12 protein-coding genes are annotated in these 13,029 nt (G+C 60.4%); 7 read left to right on the top strand and 5 right to left on the bottom strand.

From position 1 onward, the window contains the following. Positions 1 to 29: 29 nt before the first annotated feature. Positions 30 to 839 (top strand): Ku protein, encoded by an 810-nt coding sequence (locus ATY80_RS07850; protein WP_088691888.1) that lies wholly within the window; start codon positions 30 to 32, stop codon positions 837 to 839. Positions 840 to 858: 19 nt separating this feature from the next. On the opposite strand, the gene ligD is transcribed toward ATY80_RS07850, so the two are convergent. The 5 genes from ligD to ATY80_RS07825 form a co-directional block, all read right to left on the bottom strand. Next, the gene (ligD, locus tag ATY80_RS07845; protein ID WP_088691887.1) at positions 859 to 3,372 is read right to left on the bottom strand and encodes a DNA ligase D; all 2,514 of its coding nucleotides are present in this window, start codon (positions 3,370 to 3,372) and stop codon (positions 859 to 861) included. Positions 3,373 to 3,374: 2 nt separating this feature from the next. Next, positions 3,375 to 4,208 carry a Ku protein gene (locus ATY80_RS07840; protein ID WP_088691886.1) on the bottom strand — a complete coding sequence of 278 codons (834 nt, stop codon included), beginning with the start codon at positions 4,206 to 4,208 and terminating at the stop codon, positions 3,375 to 3,377. Positions 4,209 to 4,218: 10 nt separating this feature from the next. Continuing rightward, complete coding sequence (locus ATY80_RS07835; RefSeq protein WP_189637106.1) at positions 4,219 to 4,488, bottom strand: hypothetical protein; 270 nt, start codon at positions 4,486 to 4,488, stop codon at positions 4,219 to 4,221. 148 nt (positions 4,489 to 4,636) lie between these two features. Beyond that, on the bottom strand, positions 4,637 to 4,993 hold the full coding sequence (locus ATY80_RS07830) for a hypothetical protein (RefSeq protein ID WP_189637105.1): 357 nt from the start codon (positions 4,991 to 4,993) through the stop codon (positions 4,637 to 4,639). A 338-nt stretch (positions 4,994 to 5,331) separates the two neighbouring features. After that, positions 5,332 to 6,357: a substrate-binding domain-containing protein gene (locus ATY80_RS07825; protein ID WP_088691883.1), complete on the bottom strand. Its 1,026-nt coding sequence runs from the start codon at positions 6,355 to 6,357 to the stop codon at positions 5,332 to 5,334. A gap of 315 nt (positions 6,358 to 6,672) precedes the next feature. Between ATY80_RS07825 and ATY80_RS07820 the strand changes: the two genes are divergently transcribed. The 6 genes from ATY80_RS07820 to ATY80_RS07795 all read left to right on the top strand — a co-directional run bounded on the left by ATY80_RS07820 (position 6,673) and on the right by ATY80_RS07795 (position 12,859). Next, positions 6,673 to 7,938, top strand: a complete 1,266-nt coding sequence (locus ATY80_RS07820; RefSeq protein WP_088691882.1) for an ABC transporter substrate-binding protein — start codon at positions 6,673 to 6,675, stop codon at positions 7,936 to 7,938. An 86-nt stretch (positions 7,939 to 8,024) separates the two neighbouring features. Continuing rightward, complete coding sequence (locus tag ATY80_RS07815; protein ID WP_088692052.1) at positions 8,025 to 9,011, top strand: sugar ABC transporter permease; 987 nt, start codon at positions 8,025 to 8,027, stop codon at positions 9,009 to 9,011. After that, the gene (locus ATY80_RS07810; protein WP_088691881.1) at positions 9,011 to 9,841 is read left to right on the top strand and encodes a carbohydrate ABC transporter permease; all 831 of its coding nucleotides are present in this window, start codon (positions 9,011 to 9,013) and stop codon (positions 9,839 to 9,841) included. The genes ATY80_RS07815 and ATY80_RS07810 overlap by 1 nt, the downstream gene beginning before the upstream one ends. 12 nt (positions 9,842 to 9,853) lie before the next feature. Continuing rightward, entirely contained in the window at positions 9,854 to 10,882 is a 1,029-nt protein-coding gene (locus ATY80_RS07805; RefSeq protein WP_088691880.1) for an ATP-binding cassette domain-containing protein, read from the top strand. 73 nt (positions 10,883 to 10,955) lie between these two features. Next, positions 10,956 to 11,741 (top strand): ThuA domain-containing protein, encoded by a 786-nt coding sequence (locus ATY80_RS07800; RefSeq protein WP_088691879.1) that lies wholly within the window; start codon positions 10,956 to 10,958, stop codon positions 11,739 to 11,741. Between the two features lie 11 nt (positions 11,742 to 11,752). Further along, the gene (locus tag ATY80_RS07795) at positions 11,753 to 12,859 is read left to right on the top strand and encodes a Gfo/Idh/MocA family oxidoreductase (RefSeq protein WP_088691878.1); all 1,107 of its coding nucleotides are present in this window, start codon (positions 11,753 to 11,755) and stop codon (positions 12,857 to 12,859) included. The last annotated feature ends 170 nt before the right edge of the window (positions 12,860 to 13,029 follow it).

The raw sequence follows: 13,029 nt of genomic DNA, 5'->3' as shown, positions 1-13,029 counted from the left end.
GGAGATGGCGCCAGAGCGCCAGGGCGCAAATGGCACGTCAGACCTATTGGAAGGGCTATCTCAAGCTGTCACTCGTCACCGCCGCGGTGTCGCTGACACCGGCGACGACTGATAGCAATCAGCTCCGATTTCACGTCCTGAACCGAAAGACAAAGAACCGCGTCGAAAGCCGCTACGTCGACAGCGTCACCCACAAGCCGATCGCCGACAAGGATCAAGCCCGAGGTTATCCGCGCGGCGAAGACGACTATGTCATTCTCGAAGACAAGGAACTCGATGAAGTCGGCCTGGAAAGCACGAAGACGATCGACATCGATACCTTCGTGCCGCGCGGCTCGATCGACTGGATCTGGTACGACAAACCACATTTTCTGACGCCGGAGGACAAGGTCGGCACGGAAGCCTTCTGCGTGATCCGTGAATCCATGAAGGCGAACGATGTCGTCGGCATCGCGCGGCTTGTTCTCTATCGGCGTGAGCGCGCGGTGCTCTTGGAACCGCAGGGCAAGGGCATCATTCTCTGGACGCTTCATTTCGGCGACGAAGTTCGCCCGCCGGCCGCAACCCTAGACAGCCCCAGCAAGGTGGATGACACCGTGCTCTCCCTGATGAAAAAGCTCGTCAAGGATCGGACGGAGGATTGGCAGCCCGCCATGGTGCAGGATCCGATCCAGAAGCGCCTGAGAGCCATGATCCGTGCGAAGCAGAAGAGCCTTGTTAAAGCCGCACCGCCTTCATCCAAGCGGCCGGCATCCAAACCGACGGGCAATGTCGTCAACATCATGGATGCCCTGAAGAAGAGCCTCGCCAAGGAAACGGGACGACCGAAATCTCATTGAGAGACCGCAGCCGCTTCCGCTACTTTCGCTTCTCAAGGGGAACGGCGGCGGCGAAGAAATCCGCCCACGGATCGCTGCGCAAGGCATCGAGGCGAGCCGGAGCGTTGTCGACAGTGAAATAGGCGGCACCGATTTCCTCGGTCAGTTCGTTCCACTCAAGCGGCATCGAAACAGCTGCCCCCGGGCGTGCACGCGTCGAATAGGCGGCGACTGCCGTGTTGCCGCGGCCGTTGCGCAGATAGTCGATGAAGATCTTGCCGTTCCGCTTCGCCTTCGTGGCGGTCGCGAGATATTTGTCCGGATGATCCTTGGACATGCCATCGGCCAGAGCCTTGGCGAAGGCCTTGACCGGCGCCCAGCCGGCCTTCGGTTTCAGCGGCGTCACGACATGCAGCCCCTTGCCGCCGGAGGTTTTGACAAAGGCCGCGAGGCCCGCAGCTTCCAGACGCTCCTTCAGTTCGTAGGCCGCGGCAATCACCTCGGCCCAGCTAACGTCTTCGGCCGGGTCAAGGTCCATCGTGATCATGTCGGGCCGCTCCCAGCTCGCTGTCGTCGCACCCCAGGGATGGATCTCCAGCACGGCCGATTGGACGAGGGCCACCATCCCGTCGAAGTCGGTGATGCGCAGCAACTTCTCGCCACCCCTGTCCTTCGGATCGGTGATCTGCTCGATATGCGAGTTCATGCCCTTCCAGGCGTGCTTTTGAAAAAACCGCTGTCCGGCGATGCCGTCGGGACACCGCAACAGCGCTAACGGCCGCTTGGTCACATAGGGTTCGACGAAGCGCCATACTCGGGCATAGTAGCTGGCCAGGCCCTGTTTGGTGACCCCCTCCTCCGGCCAGTAGATGCGATCGGGATGGGTGAGCGCGACGCTGGATTGAGGCAGTTCCTGAGCAGTCGTCGTTGTTGCTTCGGGCATCACGTCCTCTGGCGCCTTGTCTTCTCTCAGCCCGCGAAACGCGGCATGCCGCAAATTGTTGTCCGCCGACCATGCCTGAAACTCAACCTCGGCAACGAGCTTTGGTTTGACGTAGACAAGCCCTCGACGCTCCTCTGCGGTAAGCTCATCGTCAAACGAACTCTCCGTCTGCTCCATCGCCGACAGTATCTCATAGAGCTCATGCGCGACATTGACGCTGAATCCCGTTCCGACCCGGCCAACATGCTCCAGCTTGCCATTGCGGTAAACGCCCATCGCCAGCGAGCCGATCGCATTATTCATCGCGGTCGAAGGCACATAGCCGCCGATCACCAGTTCCTGCCTCTGCAGGCATTTCGATTTGACCCAGTCGCCGGTACGCCCCGACACGTACTCGCTGTCAGCCAGTTTTGAAATAATCCCCTCGAGCCCGAGCTGGCGGGCATGATCCAGCACAACGGCACCCTTCTCGGTAAAATGCTCGCTGTAGCGAAGTCTCGCGTCGACATCGGCAAGCAGATCCGCGAGCAAGGCCTTGCGGCTGGTCAGCGACACCTGCTGCAGGTCGTATCCATCGAGATAGAGCAGATCGAAGGCATAGAACACGAAGCGATCGTGACGGGCTGTGCTGAGGTCGTTCTGCAAGGCCGAAAAGTCCGAAGCGCCGGTTTCGCGCTCGACGACGATTTCGCCGTCGAGGATCGCCAACTTTGCCGGCAGTGCGGCAAACGCCTCGACGATTTCCGGGCCAAACTTGCCGGTCCAGTCGAGCCCGCTGCGGGTCAGCAGGGTTGCCCTGCCCTTCTCAAGCCGAACCTGCAGCCGATATCCGTCGAACTTGATCTCGTGAATCCACCCTTCTCCTGACGGAGGCTTGGCCTTGAGCTTGGCAAGCTCAGGCTCGATGAAAACAGGCATCGCCGCCTTCTCGGCCCCCTTCGGCCACTCGTAACGTTTTGGCTTCGCTGGGCTTCCTGCAGACTTAGAAGAGACGGACTTTGGCGCTCCCTTGTGACGAGAGTTCCAGGTGGCGTCAGGGTGCTTCGCCACTTCCTCGATCTTGCGGCCGGTTTTCACCGATTCGGGTCGCTGCTTGAGAATGTCGCCCTTGTGGGTAGCCTCCGCATCCTCTGCCTTGATGAGCAACCAGTTTTCCTGGCGCTCGCCCAGCTTGCCATGCATGCGAACCAGATGCCAGCGGCCGCTCAGTTTCTCGCCGTCGAGGTCGAATTCGAGATGGCCCTTCTTGTAGCCCTTGTGGGGATCGCCATTCGGCGTCCATGTGCCACGATCCCAGACCAGCACCGTGCCGCCGCCATACTGGCCCTTCGGGATGATGCCTTCGAAGTCGCCATAGTCCAGCGGATGGTCCTCGACATGGATGGCAAGCCGCTTCTCATCGGGATTGAGGCTCGGGCCACGCGTGACGGCCCAGCTCTTCAGCACCCCGTCGAGCTCGAGCCGGAAGTCATAGTGGAGCCTTGTCGCGTCGTGCTTTTGAATGACGAAGCTAAGCGCGGCTTGTGCTGGAGGCTTGCCGCCACGCCGGCTCCCCCGCGGCTCCGGCGTTCCCTTAAAATTGCGTTTGGCTTGATAGGCCTCCAGAGCCATCGTCAGCTCGCCTTCGTCTGCCCGCTATCGGCCCGCGCTGCCTTTCCGGCTCGCGGCTTAGCGCTCAGTTTGGCGCTCTGGCGCAGGGCATCCATGAGATCGATGACCTTGCCCTGCGGCTTTGGCTTCGCCTTCGGCAGCTCCCTGCCCTCGATCTTCGCCTTCACCAGCTCCGAGAGCGCCGTCTCGTATCGATCCTCGTATTCCTGCGGATTGAAGGTCCCCTTCTTCGTGCCAATGATGTGGCCGGCCAGTTCGAGCATTTCCTTGTCGAACTTCATCTCAGGAATGTCCTTGAAGACCGTGTCCGGCTTGCGGACCTCGTAGTCGAAGCTCAGGGTCGTCGCGATGATATAGTCGTCCTGCGGCCGGATCAGAACCGTACGATTGCGGCGGAAGAGCACCGCTTCCGCGATCGCGGCAACCTTCTGATCGCGCATCGCACGGGCGATCAGCCCGAGTGCATCTTCGTCATCCTCGCTGACGGGCGCCAAGTAGTAAGGCTTGTCGAAATAGAGCTTGTTGATTTCGCTGTAGGGCACGAAATTCTGGACGTTCAGAACCTTGTCGCTCTCCGGCATGACGCCGGCGATCTCATCACCCTCGATGACGATGTATTCGCCGTTGTCCAGCTGATATCCCTTCACCTGGTCATCACGCTCAACGGCCTTGCCGGTCTCGCTATCGACGAACTGCCGCTCGACCCGATGGCCGGTCTTCCGATTGATGATGTTGAATGAGATGCGCTCCGAGGTCGAAACCGCCGTGTATAGTCCCACGCTGCAGACAAGGTCCCCAACCTTGAGATGGCCTTTCCAGCTTGCCCGCGCTGCCATGACATTCCCCTCAGTTGTTGTTTTGCAATTTGCGCTTCCGCCGCTCATCAATGGCTATGATCTTCTCGACGGATGCGATGTCGTCACCCGTGACGACTGGCACCGGGTCGGCAGCGATCGCCCCGAGGACTTCCTTCGACAGTCCCCCATTGCGAATGACCCATTCCAGCGTCTCGCGAGTCTGACGCTCGGCCTTAAGCTGAGCATAGAGCGCAATGATCAGCCTGTCCCGGGCATCCATCTGCTTGCTCTTGCGATCAATTTTCCGGATCTGAGGCACCTGATCACCCGCCTGCGTCGACAACGAAGGGATTCAATGGATTTGAGGCGAAAAAGTTCCGGCGCTCGGCTGCGGGCGCCAGATTTTTTCCTTGCCTGCGGCCCGATGGGGCCAAACAGGAACCGCCGACACCCTTTCGGCGCTGCCCTTAGTGTTTTACGGATCCGGTCGGGATACTGGAACCAGTGACCGAAACTGGATCGCTCGCTGGAAATGTTCCTTCCAGTCCTTCGTCCAGCTGTTCGTCCATTGCGGTCTGATCGCCGGCAGCACGAGCGCTTGGCCGCGCTTTCAATCGGTCGGCGCTCGCCCCATCCGTATCGGCTGTCGCCATCTCCGCCATGACAGCCTGGGCTCGCTCGATCGCGTTTCTTGAGTTGAGGGATTGCTTCTCGTCATTGCGCAACTGGACGGAAACGATCTCCCCTCCATCGCCCACGAATTCAATTGTGAAACCGAGTTTGCCACCCTTTTCGGGAATGACCTGCGTGCCGACGACCTGCATGACGCTCTCCTTCAGCTCTTCTTCCCGAGGAAACGAGTGGCCGCAACCGAATGTTCCGAGGCATGTCGACGACGCGATAGGCAAAAAAAAGCCACCGCTACTCACGGTGGCTGGGAGTTTGAAGGTCATAACCTCCAGAGGGAACAGTTGCCCATCGACCGGGAGGATGGTCGACATGCGTGAGCAACTGTCGTCAATATGCGATTTTGCCGCCGCCCGCTCAATCAACCAGGCACCGAAATTCCACAGACGCGGAAATCATCTTTCCATCGTTTCGGAAAAACGCGCGATATTTGACCCACAGCCACGCCAGGAAAGCAGCATCCGCATCGATGACATCAGGACGTGGACTGCCTGGCCGGGCCCGTCGATTCGCGCAAAATCAGTTCGACGGGCCACAATTCGTGGATCTCCAATGGCGACCGTCCCGACAGCAGTTGCAGCACAAGATCGGCACATCGCGTTCCAGCCGCGCGCATGGATGACCGCGTTGCCGAAAGCGACGGCACCATGTTGTCTGCCGTCAGATACGGAAAGACGTCGTCATGGGCGATAACAGAGACGTCCCGGCCAATTTGAAGCCCCAGCGACCGGGCCGCGCGGTAAACGCCGAGTGCCGTCATCATCGAACCGGCAACAAAGGCCGTCGGCGGGTTGGGCTGCTCGAGGAATGATCGCGCGAAGCGGAAGCCAAGCTCGTCGGTGAAGTTGCCGCTCGCCATCATCTGCGGATCAGGCTCAATGCCGTGGCTTTGAAGAGCCTTGCGAAAGCCGCTATCGCGATGAAGCGCATAGGTCGCGCCCGGCCGGCCGTTGATCATGGCAATTCGCCGATGACCGAGATCGATCAGATGTGACGTCGCGCGCTTGATCGCGGTTTCGTTGTCGATATCAAGCCAGGCGTGCGGAACATCGATGGCCGACCGGCCATGGACAAGAAACGGCATGCCGAGTTCGTGGAGCAGCGCAATGCGCTCATCATTGGGTTTGGGCGAGTGGACGATGATCGCATCGACGCGCCGGCTTTCCACAAGTCGGCGGTAAAGCTGCATCTCGTCTTCCTGGTTCGGATCCGCCATCGGGATGACGAGAATGTCCGTCTCCTCCGCCACTAGCCGCTCCGCCATGCCGGCCATGAATTCAGCAAAATGGAATTCGCCGGCACGCCCCATCACCACGCCGATCGCGCCGGCCCTGCCCGTCTTCAGCCGCACGGCGTTGACGTTCGGGCTGTAGCCCAGCCTGACGGCGGCTTCCGCGACGCGGGCACGCGTGGTCTCGCTCACCTCGGGATAGCCACTCAGCGCACGACTGACTGTCGTTGGAGACAAGCCGACCTGTTTCGCGAACTCTTTAAGCTTCATTCAACAATGCGTCTTTCGTGCTCGTCTATCTGGCTGATCGCCGCCAGGTGCTGATCTTTCTTATGACCTAAGCATAGCAGCTTACAAATAGCCAAACCGTTTTCAATTTTAGATATTCCCCGAGGGGATTTTTGACCTTTTCCCCACAACCGAACCGAGGAGCATCCCTATGATTTTGCTTTGTTATCAATATGTGATCGCGGTTGCACGACTTTGACACGAGTGCCCGCTTGACTCAATATCGACCTTCTGACAGTTTTTTCCAGCCAAACCGTTTTCAATTTTTCCAATGTTTGGTTCTTTTGGGAGGAAGATATGAAGTTTCGTTTCACAGCGGTCGCCGTCGCGGCCGCGCTGATTGGTGTCGCACAGCCCTCGTTCGCTGCAAATATCAGCATTTCCGCAAGCTCGACCGGCAAGAACCTCGACCTGTTCCGCAAGCAGCTCGATGCGTTCGAGAAGGCAACCGGCAATAAGGTCAGCATCGTGACCATGCCGTCCTCTTCGACGGAGCAGTTCTCGCAGTATCGCCTGTGGCTCGCCGCCGGCAACAAGGACGTCGACGTCTATCAGACCGACGTTATCTGGGCTCCGCAGCTCGCCGACCAGTTCGTTGACCTGAAGGATGCCGCGAAGGATGTCGTCGGCGATTTCTTCCCGTCGATCATCGCCTCACAGACCGTGAATGGTCGCCTCGTCGCCATGCCGCTCTACACGGATGCGCCGGCGCTCTTCTATCGCAAAGACCTGCTCGACAAGTACGGCAAGCAACCGCCGAAGACCTGGGACGAGATGGCCGCGACCGCCAAGGAGATCCAGGAAAAGGAACGCGCCGTCGGCCAGAAGGATCTCTGGGGCTATGTCTTCCAGGGCAACGCCTATGAGGGCCTGACCTGCAACGCGCTCGAATGGGTGAAGTCGTCGGGTGGTGGCCAGATCATCGAGCCGGACGGCACGATCTCGGTCAACAACGAGAATGCCGCGGCAGCACTTGACCGCGCCAAGGGATGGATCGGAACGATCTCGCCCTCCGGCGTCCTCGCCTACCAGGAAGAAGAGTCCCGCGGCGTCTGGCAGACCGGCAATGCCGTCTTCATGCGCAACTGGCCCTATGCCTACTCCCTCGGCAATGGCGCGGACAGTGCCGTCAAGGGCAAGTTCGACGTAACGACGCTTCCGGTTGCCAAGGAGGGCGACTCGCCATCCTCGACGCTCGGCGGCTGGAACCTTGCGGTCTCCAAGTACTCGCAGAACCAGGACGCCGCGATTGCCCTCGTCAAGTTCCTGACGTCCAAGGAAAGCCAGAAGCAGCGCGCCATTGAGCTCTCCAACCTGCCGACGCTTGTGGCGCTCTACGATGACAAGGACATCGCCGCCGCACAGCCGTTCATGCCGAACTGGAAGCCGATCTTCCAGAACGCCGTTCCGCGTCCGTCGGCATCCGCCAAGGTCAAGTACAACGAGGTCTCCTCGAAGTTCTGGACCGCCGTTCACAACTCGCTTTCAGGCAACGGCACGTCTGCGGAAAACCTCGAGCTTCTCGAAGCCGACCTGACATCGCTGAAGGGCGATAACTGGTGATCGACAGCATCGGCAGCGGCGGACGTTCCGCCGCTGCCTTTTTTCTGAAGACGCCACCGTCAATCGCCTCAAGAAGCGGGTACCTCATGACTGAAGCCGCAGTTTCCTCAAGCGTCGGATCGCGAGCGCGCGCCGTCAAGACCTCGTCGGACCTGCGCTCCGAGCGCATCCGTTCGGCCTGGGTATTCCTGGCCCCCACCCTGTTCATTCTGGCCGTCGTTGCTGGATGGCCTCTTTTCAGAACGATCTATTTCAGCTTCACGAACGCATCCCTCACGGGCCTCGGCGACGCCCAGTTCGTCGGCTTCAAGAATTATCTCTCATGGATCACGCTTAAGAGCGGGCGCACCGTCTATAGCGGCCTGCTTGCGGACCCGAACTGGTGGCGCGCCGTCTGGAACACGATGAAGTTCGCGTTCCTGTCCGTGACCATCGAAACCATTCTCGGCCTCATCGTCGCCCTGGTGTTGAACGCCAATTTCCCCGGCCGTGGCATCGTTCGCGCCGCCATCCTCATTCCCTGGGCGATCCCGACCATCGTGTCCGCCAAGATGTGGGCCTGGATGCTCAACGACCAGTTCGGCATCCTGAACGACATCCTGCTCGGTATGGGCCTGATCAGCCAGAAAATCGCCTGGACCGCAAATCCCGAGACGGCAATGGTCGCGGTGCTGATCGTCGACATCTGGAAGACCACGCCTTTCATGGCGCTTCTGATCCTCGCCGGGCTGCAGATGGTGCCTGCCGATATCTACGAGGCGGCCAAAATCGACGGCATCAACCCGATCAAGGTGTTCTGGCGGCTGACGCTGCCGCTGGTCCGCCCGGCCATCATGGTCGCCGTGATTTTCCGCATGCTCGACGCCCTGCGCATCTTCGACCTGATTTACGTGCTGACACCGAACAACGCGCAGACCAAAACCATGTCGGTCATGGCACGCGAGAACCTCTTCGACTTCGACAAGTTCGCCTACGGGGCGACAGCCTCGACGGTGCTCTTCCTGATCATCGCGACGATCACCGTGCTCTACATGTGGCTCGGTCGCGTCAAACTCGGTGGGAGCGAACGCTGATGCTGCTGACCCTGACAAAGAACACGCTCTTCTATCTGCTCGTCACCGTCATCGTCATCATCGCCGTCTTTCCGTTCTACTATGCGATCCTGACGAGTTTCAAAGCCGGTACCGCCCTCTTCGAGGTCAATTACTGGCCGACCTCGATCTCGCTCACCAACTACACGACGGTCCTGACCACGGGCAGCTTCATCCGCAGCCTCGGCAACTCCCTGCTCGTCGCCATCCTCGTGGTCGCAGCCTCGCTGCTACTGGCCGTCACGGCATCCTACGCGCTTGCCCGCGTCAATTTCCGCGGCCGCGCGCTACTGATGCTGACGATCCTGTCGGTCTCGATGTTCCCGCAGATCGCCGTGCTCGCCGGCCTGTTCGAGCTGATCCGCTGGATCGGCATCTTCAACACGCCGTTCGCGCTGATCTTCTCCTACATGATCTTTACCCTGCCCTTTACGGTCTGGGTTCTGACCACCTTCATGCGCGATCTGCCCATTGAAATCGAGGAAGCGGCGATCGTCGATGGCGCCTCGCCGTGGGTCATCATCACCCAGGTTTTCATGCCGCTGATGTGGCCGGCTCTGGTCACGACAGGCCTGCTTGCCTTCATTACGGCCTGGAACGAATTCCTCTTCGCCCTAACATTCACCTCATCGGACGCTCAGCGAACGGTGCCGGTTGCCATCGCCCTGCTTTCGGGCGGCAGCCAGTTCGAAATCCCGTGGGGCAACATCATGGCAGCATCCGTCATCGTTACGGTCCCTGTCGTTGTCCTGGTCCTGATATTCCAGCGGCGCATCATTTCCGGCCTGACCGCCGGCGGCGTCAAAGGTTGAAGAAAGCACGATATGGCACAGATTCGACTCGACAATATCCGCAAGAGCTTCGGTGCGCTTGAAGTCATCAAGGGCGTCTCGCTCGATATCCGCAAAGGCGAGTTCATGGTCTTCGTCGGCCCGTCCGGCTGCGGCAAGTCCACGCTGCTGCGGCTGATTTCCGGGCTGGAGGACATCACCTCGGGCACACTTTCTTTCGATGGCGAGGCGGTCAACCGCTACGCGCCGTCGAAGCGCGGCATCGCCATGGTCTTCCAATCCTATGCACTCTATCCGCATATGACCGTGTTCGAGAACATGGCCTTCGGGATGAAACTCTCGGGACGCACAAAGGAAGAGTGCAAGGCCCGCGTCGAGCAGGCCGCCGGCATGCTGCAGCTGTCGCCCTATCTCGAACGCCTGCCCCGCCAACTGTCGGGCGGGCAGCGCCAGCGTGTCGCGATCGGTCGCGCCATCGTCCGCGATCCCAAGGTGTTCCTGTTCGACGAGCCGCTGTCGAACCTCGATGCGGCGCTACGCGTTGCAACGCGACTGGAGATCGCCAAGCTTCACCGCAGCATGCACGGCACGACGATGATCTACGTCACCCACGACCAGGTCGAGGCGATGACGCTCGCCGACCGCATCTGCGTTCTGCGGGATGGCGTCGTCGAGCAGGTCGGCACCCCGCTCGAACTTTACGAGACACCGAATTCCGTGTTCGTCGCCGGCTTCATCGGTTCGCCGAAAATGAACTTCCTGACCGGTGAGTTCTCGGCGCCCTACAATGCGCACACCATCGGCGTCCGCGCCGAACACATCGAGATCGTCCAGCAGGCGCCCGCCTGGGCGGGCACCGTCATTCATTCCGAAATCCTCGGCTCGGACAGCTTCGTCTACCTCGACATCGGCACCTCGGAACCGCTCGTCGTTCGCGAGACCGGCGTATCGAGCCATCAACCCGGCCAGAAACTGGGCGTCGCCCCGGTTCAGGGCTCAGTCCACCGTTTCGACCAATCCGGACGCGCGCTCGAAAGGGTTCCCCTCAAGGGCGCGGCCTGACACCACCCAAAACCACAGGATCTGGCCGCTTCCCATCGGTTCCGGTCCACCATTCGCATGAAGGAGCAATCACTTGGCTATTCGCACCATTGTCTGGGGTGAAAACATCCACGAAACCACCAATGCCATCGTTCGGGGTATCTACCCCGAAGGCATGCACACCACCATCGCCAACGCGCTGAACACCGATCTGGCGATCCAGGCGACGACGGCTACGCTGCAGGAGCCCGAGCACGGCCTGACGGAAGCCCGCCTTGCCGAAACCGATGTCCTCACCTGGTGGGGCCACAAGGATCACGGTGCGGTCTCCGACGTCGTTGTCGAGCGCGTCGCCAAGCGCGTCTGGGAAGGCATGGGCCTACTGGTCCTGCACTCCGGCCACTTCTCGAAGATCTTCAAGCGCCTGATGGGCACGCCCTGCGCGCTGAAGTGGCGCGAGGCCGGTGAGCGCGAGCGTCTGTGGACGATCAACCCTCGCCACCCCATCGCCGCCGGCCTCGACGAAAACTTTGTTCTCGAAAACGAGGAAATGTACGGCGAGCAATTCTCCGTGCCGGAGCCGCTGGAAACCGTCTTCATCTCCTGGTTCCAGGGCGGCGAAGTCTTCCGTTCGGGCCTCACCTGGCGCCGTGGTGCCGGTAACATTTTCTACTTCCGCCCTGGCCACGAAACCTACCCGACCTATCATGATGCCAACGTCCAGAAGGTACTCATCAACGGCGTGAAATGGGCCTATAACCCGCAGGGCGATCTGAAGAGCATCACCGATGCCCCGAATGTCCCGGTCGAAAAGGCTCTCGAGCCGATCGTCGAACGCGGCCCGCGACTGCATCAGGCCGGCGAAGCCGGTTACCGCTGAGGAGCACACATATGCGACTACTCGTTCTTGGCACCGGCTCGATGGCCAGAAACCAGGTTGCCAACTTCCTCGCCATCGACGGCGTGGAAGTTGTCGGCGCCGTCGATACCGACCCGGCGCGCCTTGCCGAATTTGCCGATCACTTCCACATCGAGAAGCGTTTCCAGACACTCGAGGAAGCGATCGCATGGGGTGAATTCGACGCGGCCACCAACGTCACGCCCGATCGCATCCACCACGCGACCAGCCTGGCGCTGATCGCTGCCGGCAAGCACGTCTTCTGCGAAAAGCCGCTGGCGGAGCATTACGACCACGCACTGGAGATGACGGAAGCCGCAGAGGCTGCCGGCGTCATCAACATGGTCAACCTCACCTATCGCAACGTCGCGCCGCTGCAGCGCGCCCGCGAGATGGTATTGGCCGGTGAGCTCGGCACCATCAGGCACGTCGAAGCCTCCTACCTGCAAAGCTGGCTGGTCTCGCGCGCCTGGGGCGACTGGCGCACGGAATCGCGCTGGCTGTGGCGTCTGTCGACCGGGCACGGCTCGAACGGCGTGCTCGGCGACGTCGGCATCCACATCCTCGACTTCGCCGCTTATGGCGCGGCGACCGATATCGACCACGTCTTTGCCCGCCTGAAGACCTTCAACAAGGCTCCCGGCGGCCAGATCGGCGAATATCTGCTGGACGCCAACGACAGCTTCACGATGTCGGTCGATTTCACCAACGGTGCGCTTGGCGTGATCCATGCGACCCGTTGGGCAACCGGCCACCTCAATGAACTGAAGCTTCGCATATATGGCGAAAAGGGCAGCCTCGAGGTCGTCCATCGCCCGGATGGTTCCGAACTGCGCGGCTGCTTCGGCGAAGACATCGAGACCGCCACCTGGCGCGACATCGAGGTCCCGGCCGTGCTGACCAACTATCAGCGCTTTGCAGAAGCCGTCAGAACCGGAAAGCAGGACGACCCGACCTTCCGCCACGCCGCAAATCTGCAGAAGGTCCTCGACCTTGCGATCGTGTCGGAGAAGGAGCGGCGGGAGCTCAATCTGCTGGAGGCCTCCGAGCAGGCTAACCCGGCAGACAAGCGGATACCGCCGCTGACTGTCGTCGTCTGATACGAGAATTCGCCAAAAAGAATAAGGGCCCGCGAGGGCCCGTTCAGACTGCTGACAAACCCCTGGCGTTTGCCGGGGGTTTTTGATTCACTGGGTTATGTTGAAGAAACCCGCTGCCGAACAGACTGCGCTCGAGATGGTGACGCTCGATAGCCTGGTTCCGAAGGATC

This window comes from Rhizobium sp. R711 (assembly GCF_002211365.1).
Taxonomy (GTDB): domain Bacteria; phylum Pseudomonadota; class Alphaproteobacteria; order Rhizobiales; family Rhizobiaceae; genus Rhizobium.
Note: the sequence above shows the minus strand (reverse complement) of the source record. Positions and strands in the feature narration are given on the sequence as shown.

What these genes read in the sequence shown, in the direction of transcription:
- ligD (WP_088691887.1), bottom strand. Translation starts at nt 3,372, where the DNA reads ATGGCTCTGGAGGCCTATCAAGCCAAACGCAATTTTAAGGGAACGCCG.
- ATY80_RS07830 (WP_189637105.1), bottom strand. Translation starts at nt 4,993, where the DNA reads ATGCAGGTCGTCGGCACGCAGGTCATTCCCGAAAAGGGTGGCAAACTC.
- ATY80_RS07805 (WP_088691880.1), top strand. Translation starts at nt 9,854, where the DNA reads ATGGCACAGATTCGACTCGACAATATCCGCAAGAGCTTCGGTGCGCTT.
- ATY80_RS07795 (WP_088691878.1), top strand. Translation starts at nt 11,753, where the DNA reads ATGCGACTACTCGTTCTTGGCACCGGCTCGATGGCCAGAAACCAGGTT.
- ATY80_RS07850 (WP_088691888.1), top strand. Translation starts at nt 30, where the DNA reads ATGGCACGTCAGACCTATTGGAAGGGCTATCTCAAGCTGTCACTCGTC.
- ATY80_RS07825 (WP_088691883.1), bottom strand. Translation starts at nt 6,357, where the DNA reads ATGAAGCTTAAAGAGTTCGCGAAACAGGTCGGCTTGTCTCCAACGACA.
- ATY80_RS07815 (WP_088692052.1), top strand. Translation starts at nt 8,025, where the DNA reads ATGACTGAAGCCGCAGTTTCCTCAAGCGTCGGATCGCGAGCGCGCGCC.
- ATY80_RS07820 (WP_088691882.1), top strand. Translation starts at nt 6,673, where the DNA reads ATGAAGTTTCGTTTCACAGCGGTCGCCGTCGCGGCCGCGCTGATTGGT.
- ATY80_RS07810 (WP_088691881.1), top strand. Translation starts at nt 9,011, where the DNA reads ATGCTGCTGACCCTGACAAAGAACACGCTCTTCTATCTGCTCGTCACC.
- ATY80_RS07840 (WP_088691886.1), bottom strand. Translation starts at nt 4,208, where the DNA reads ATGGCAGCGCGGGCAAGCTGGAAAGGCCATCTCAAGGTTGGGGACCTT.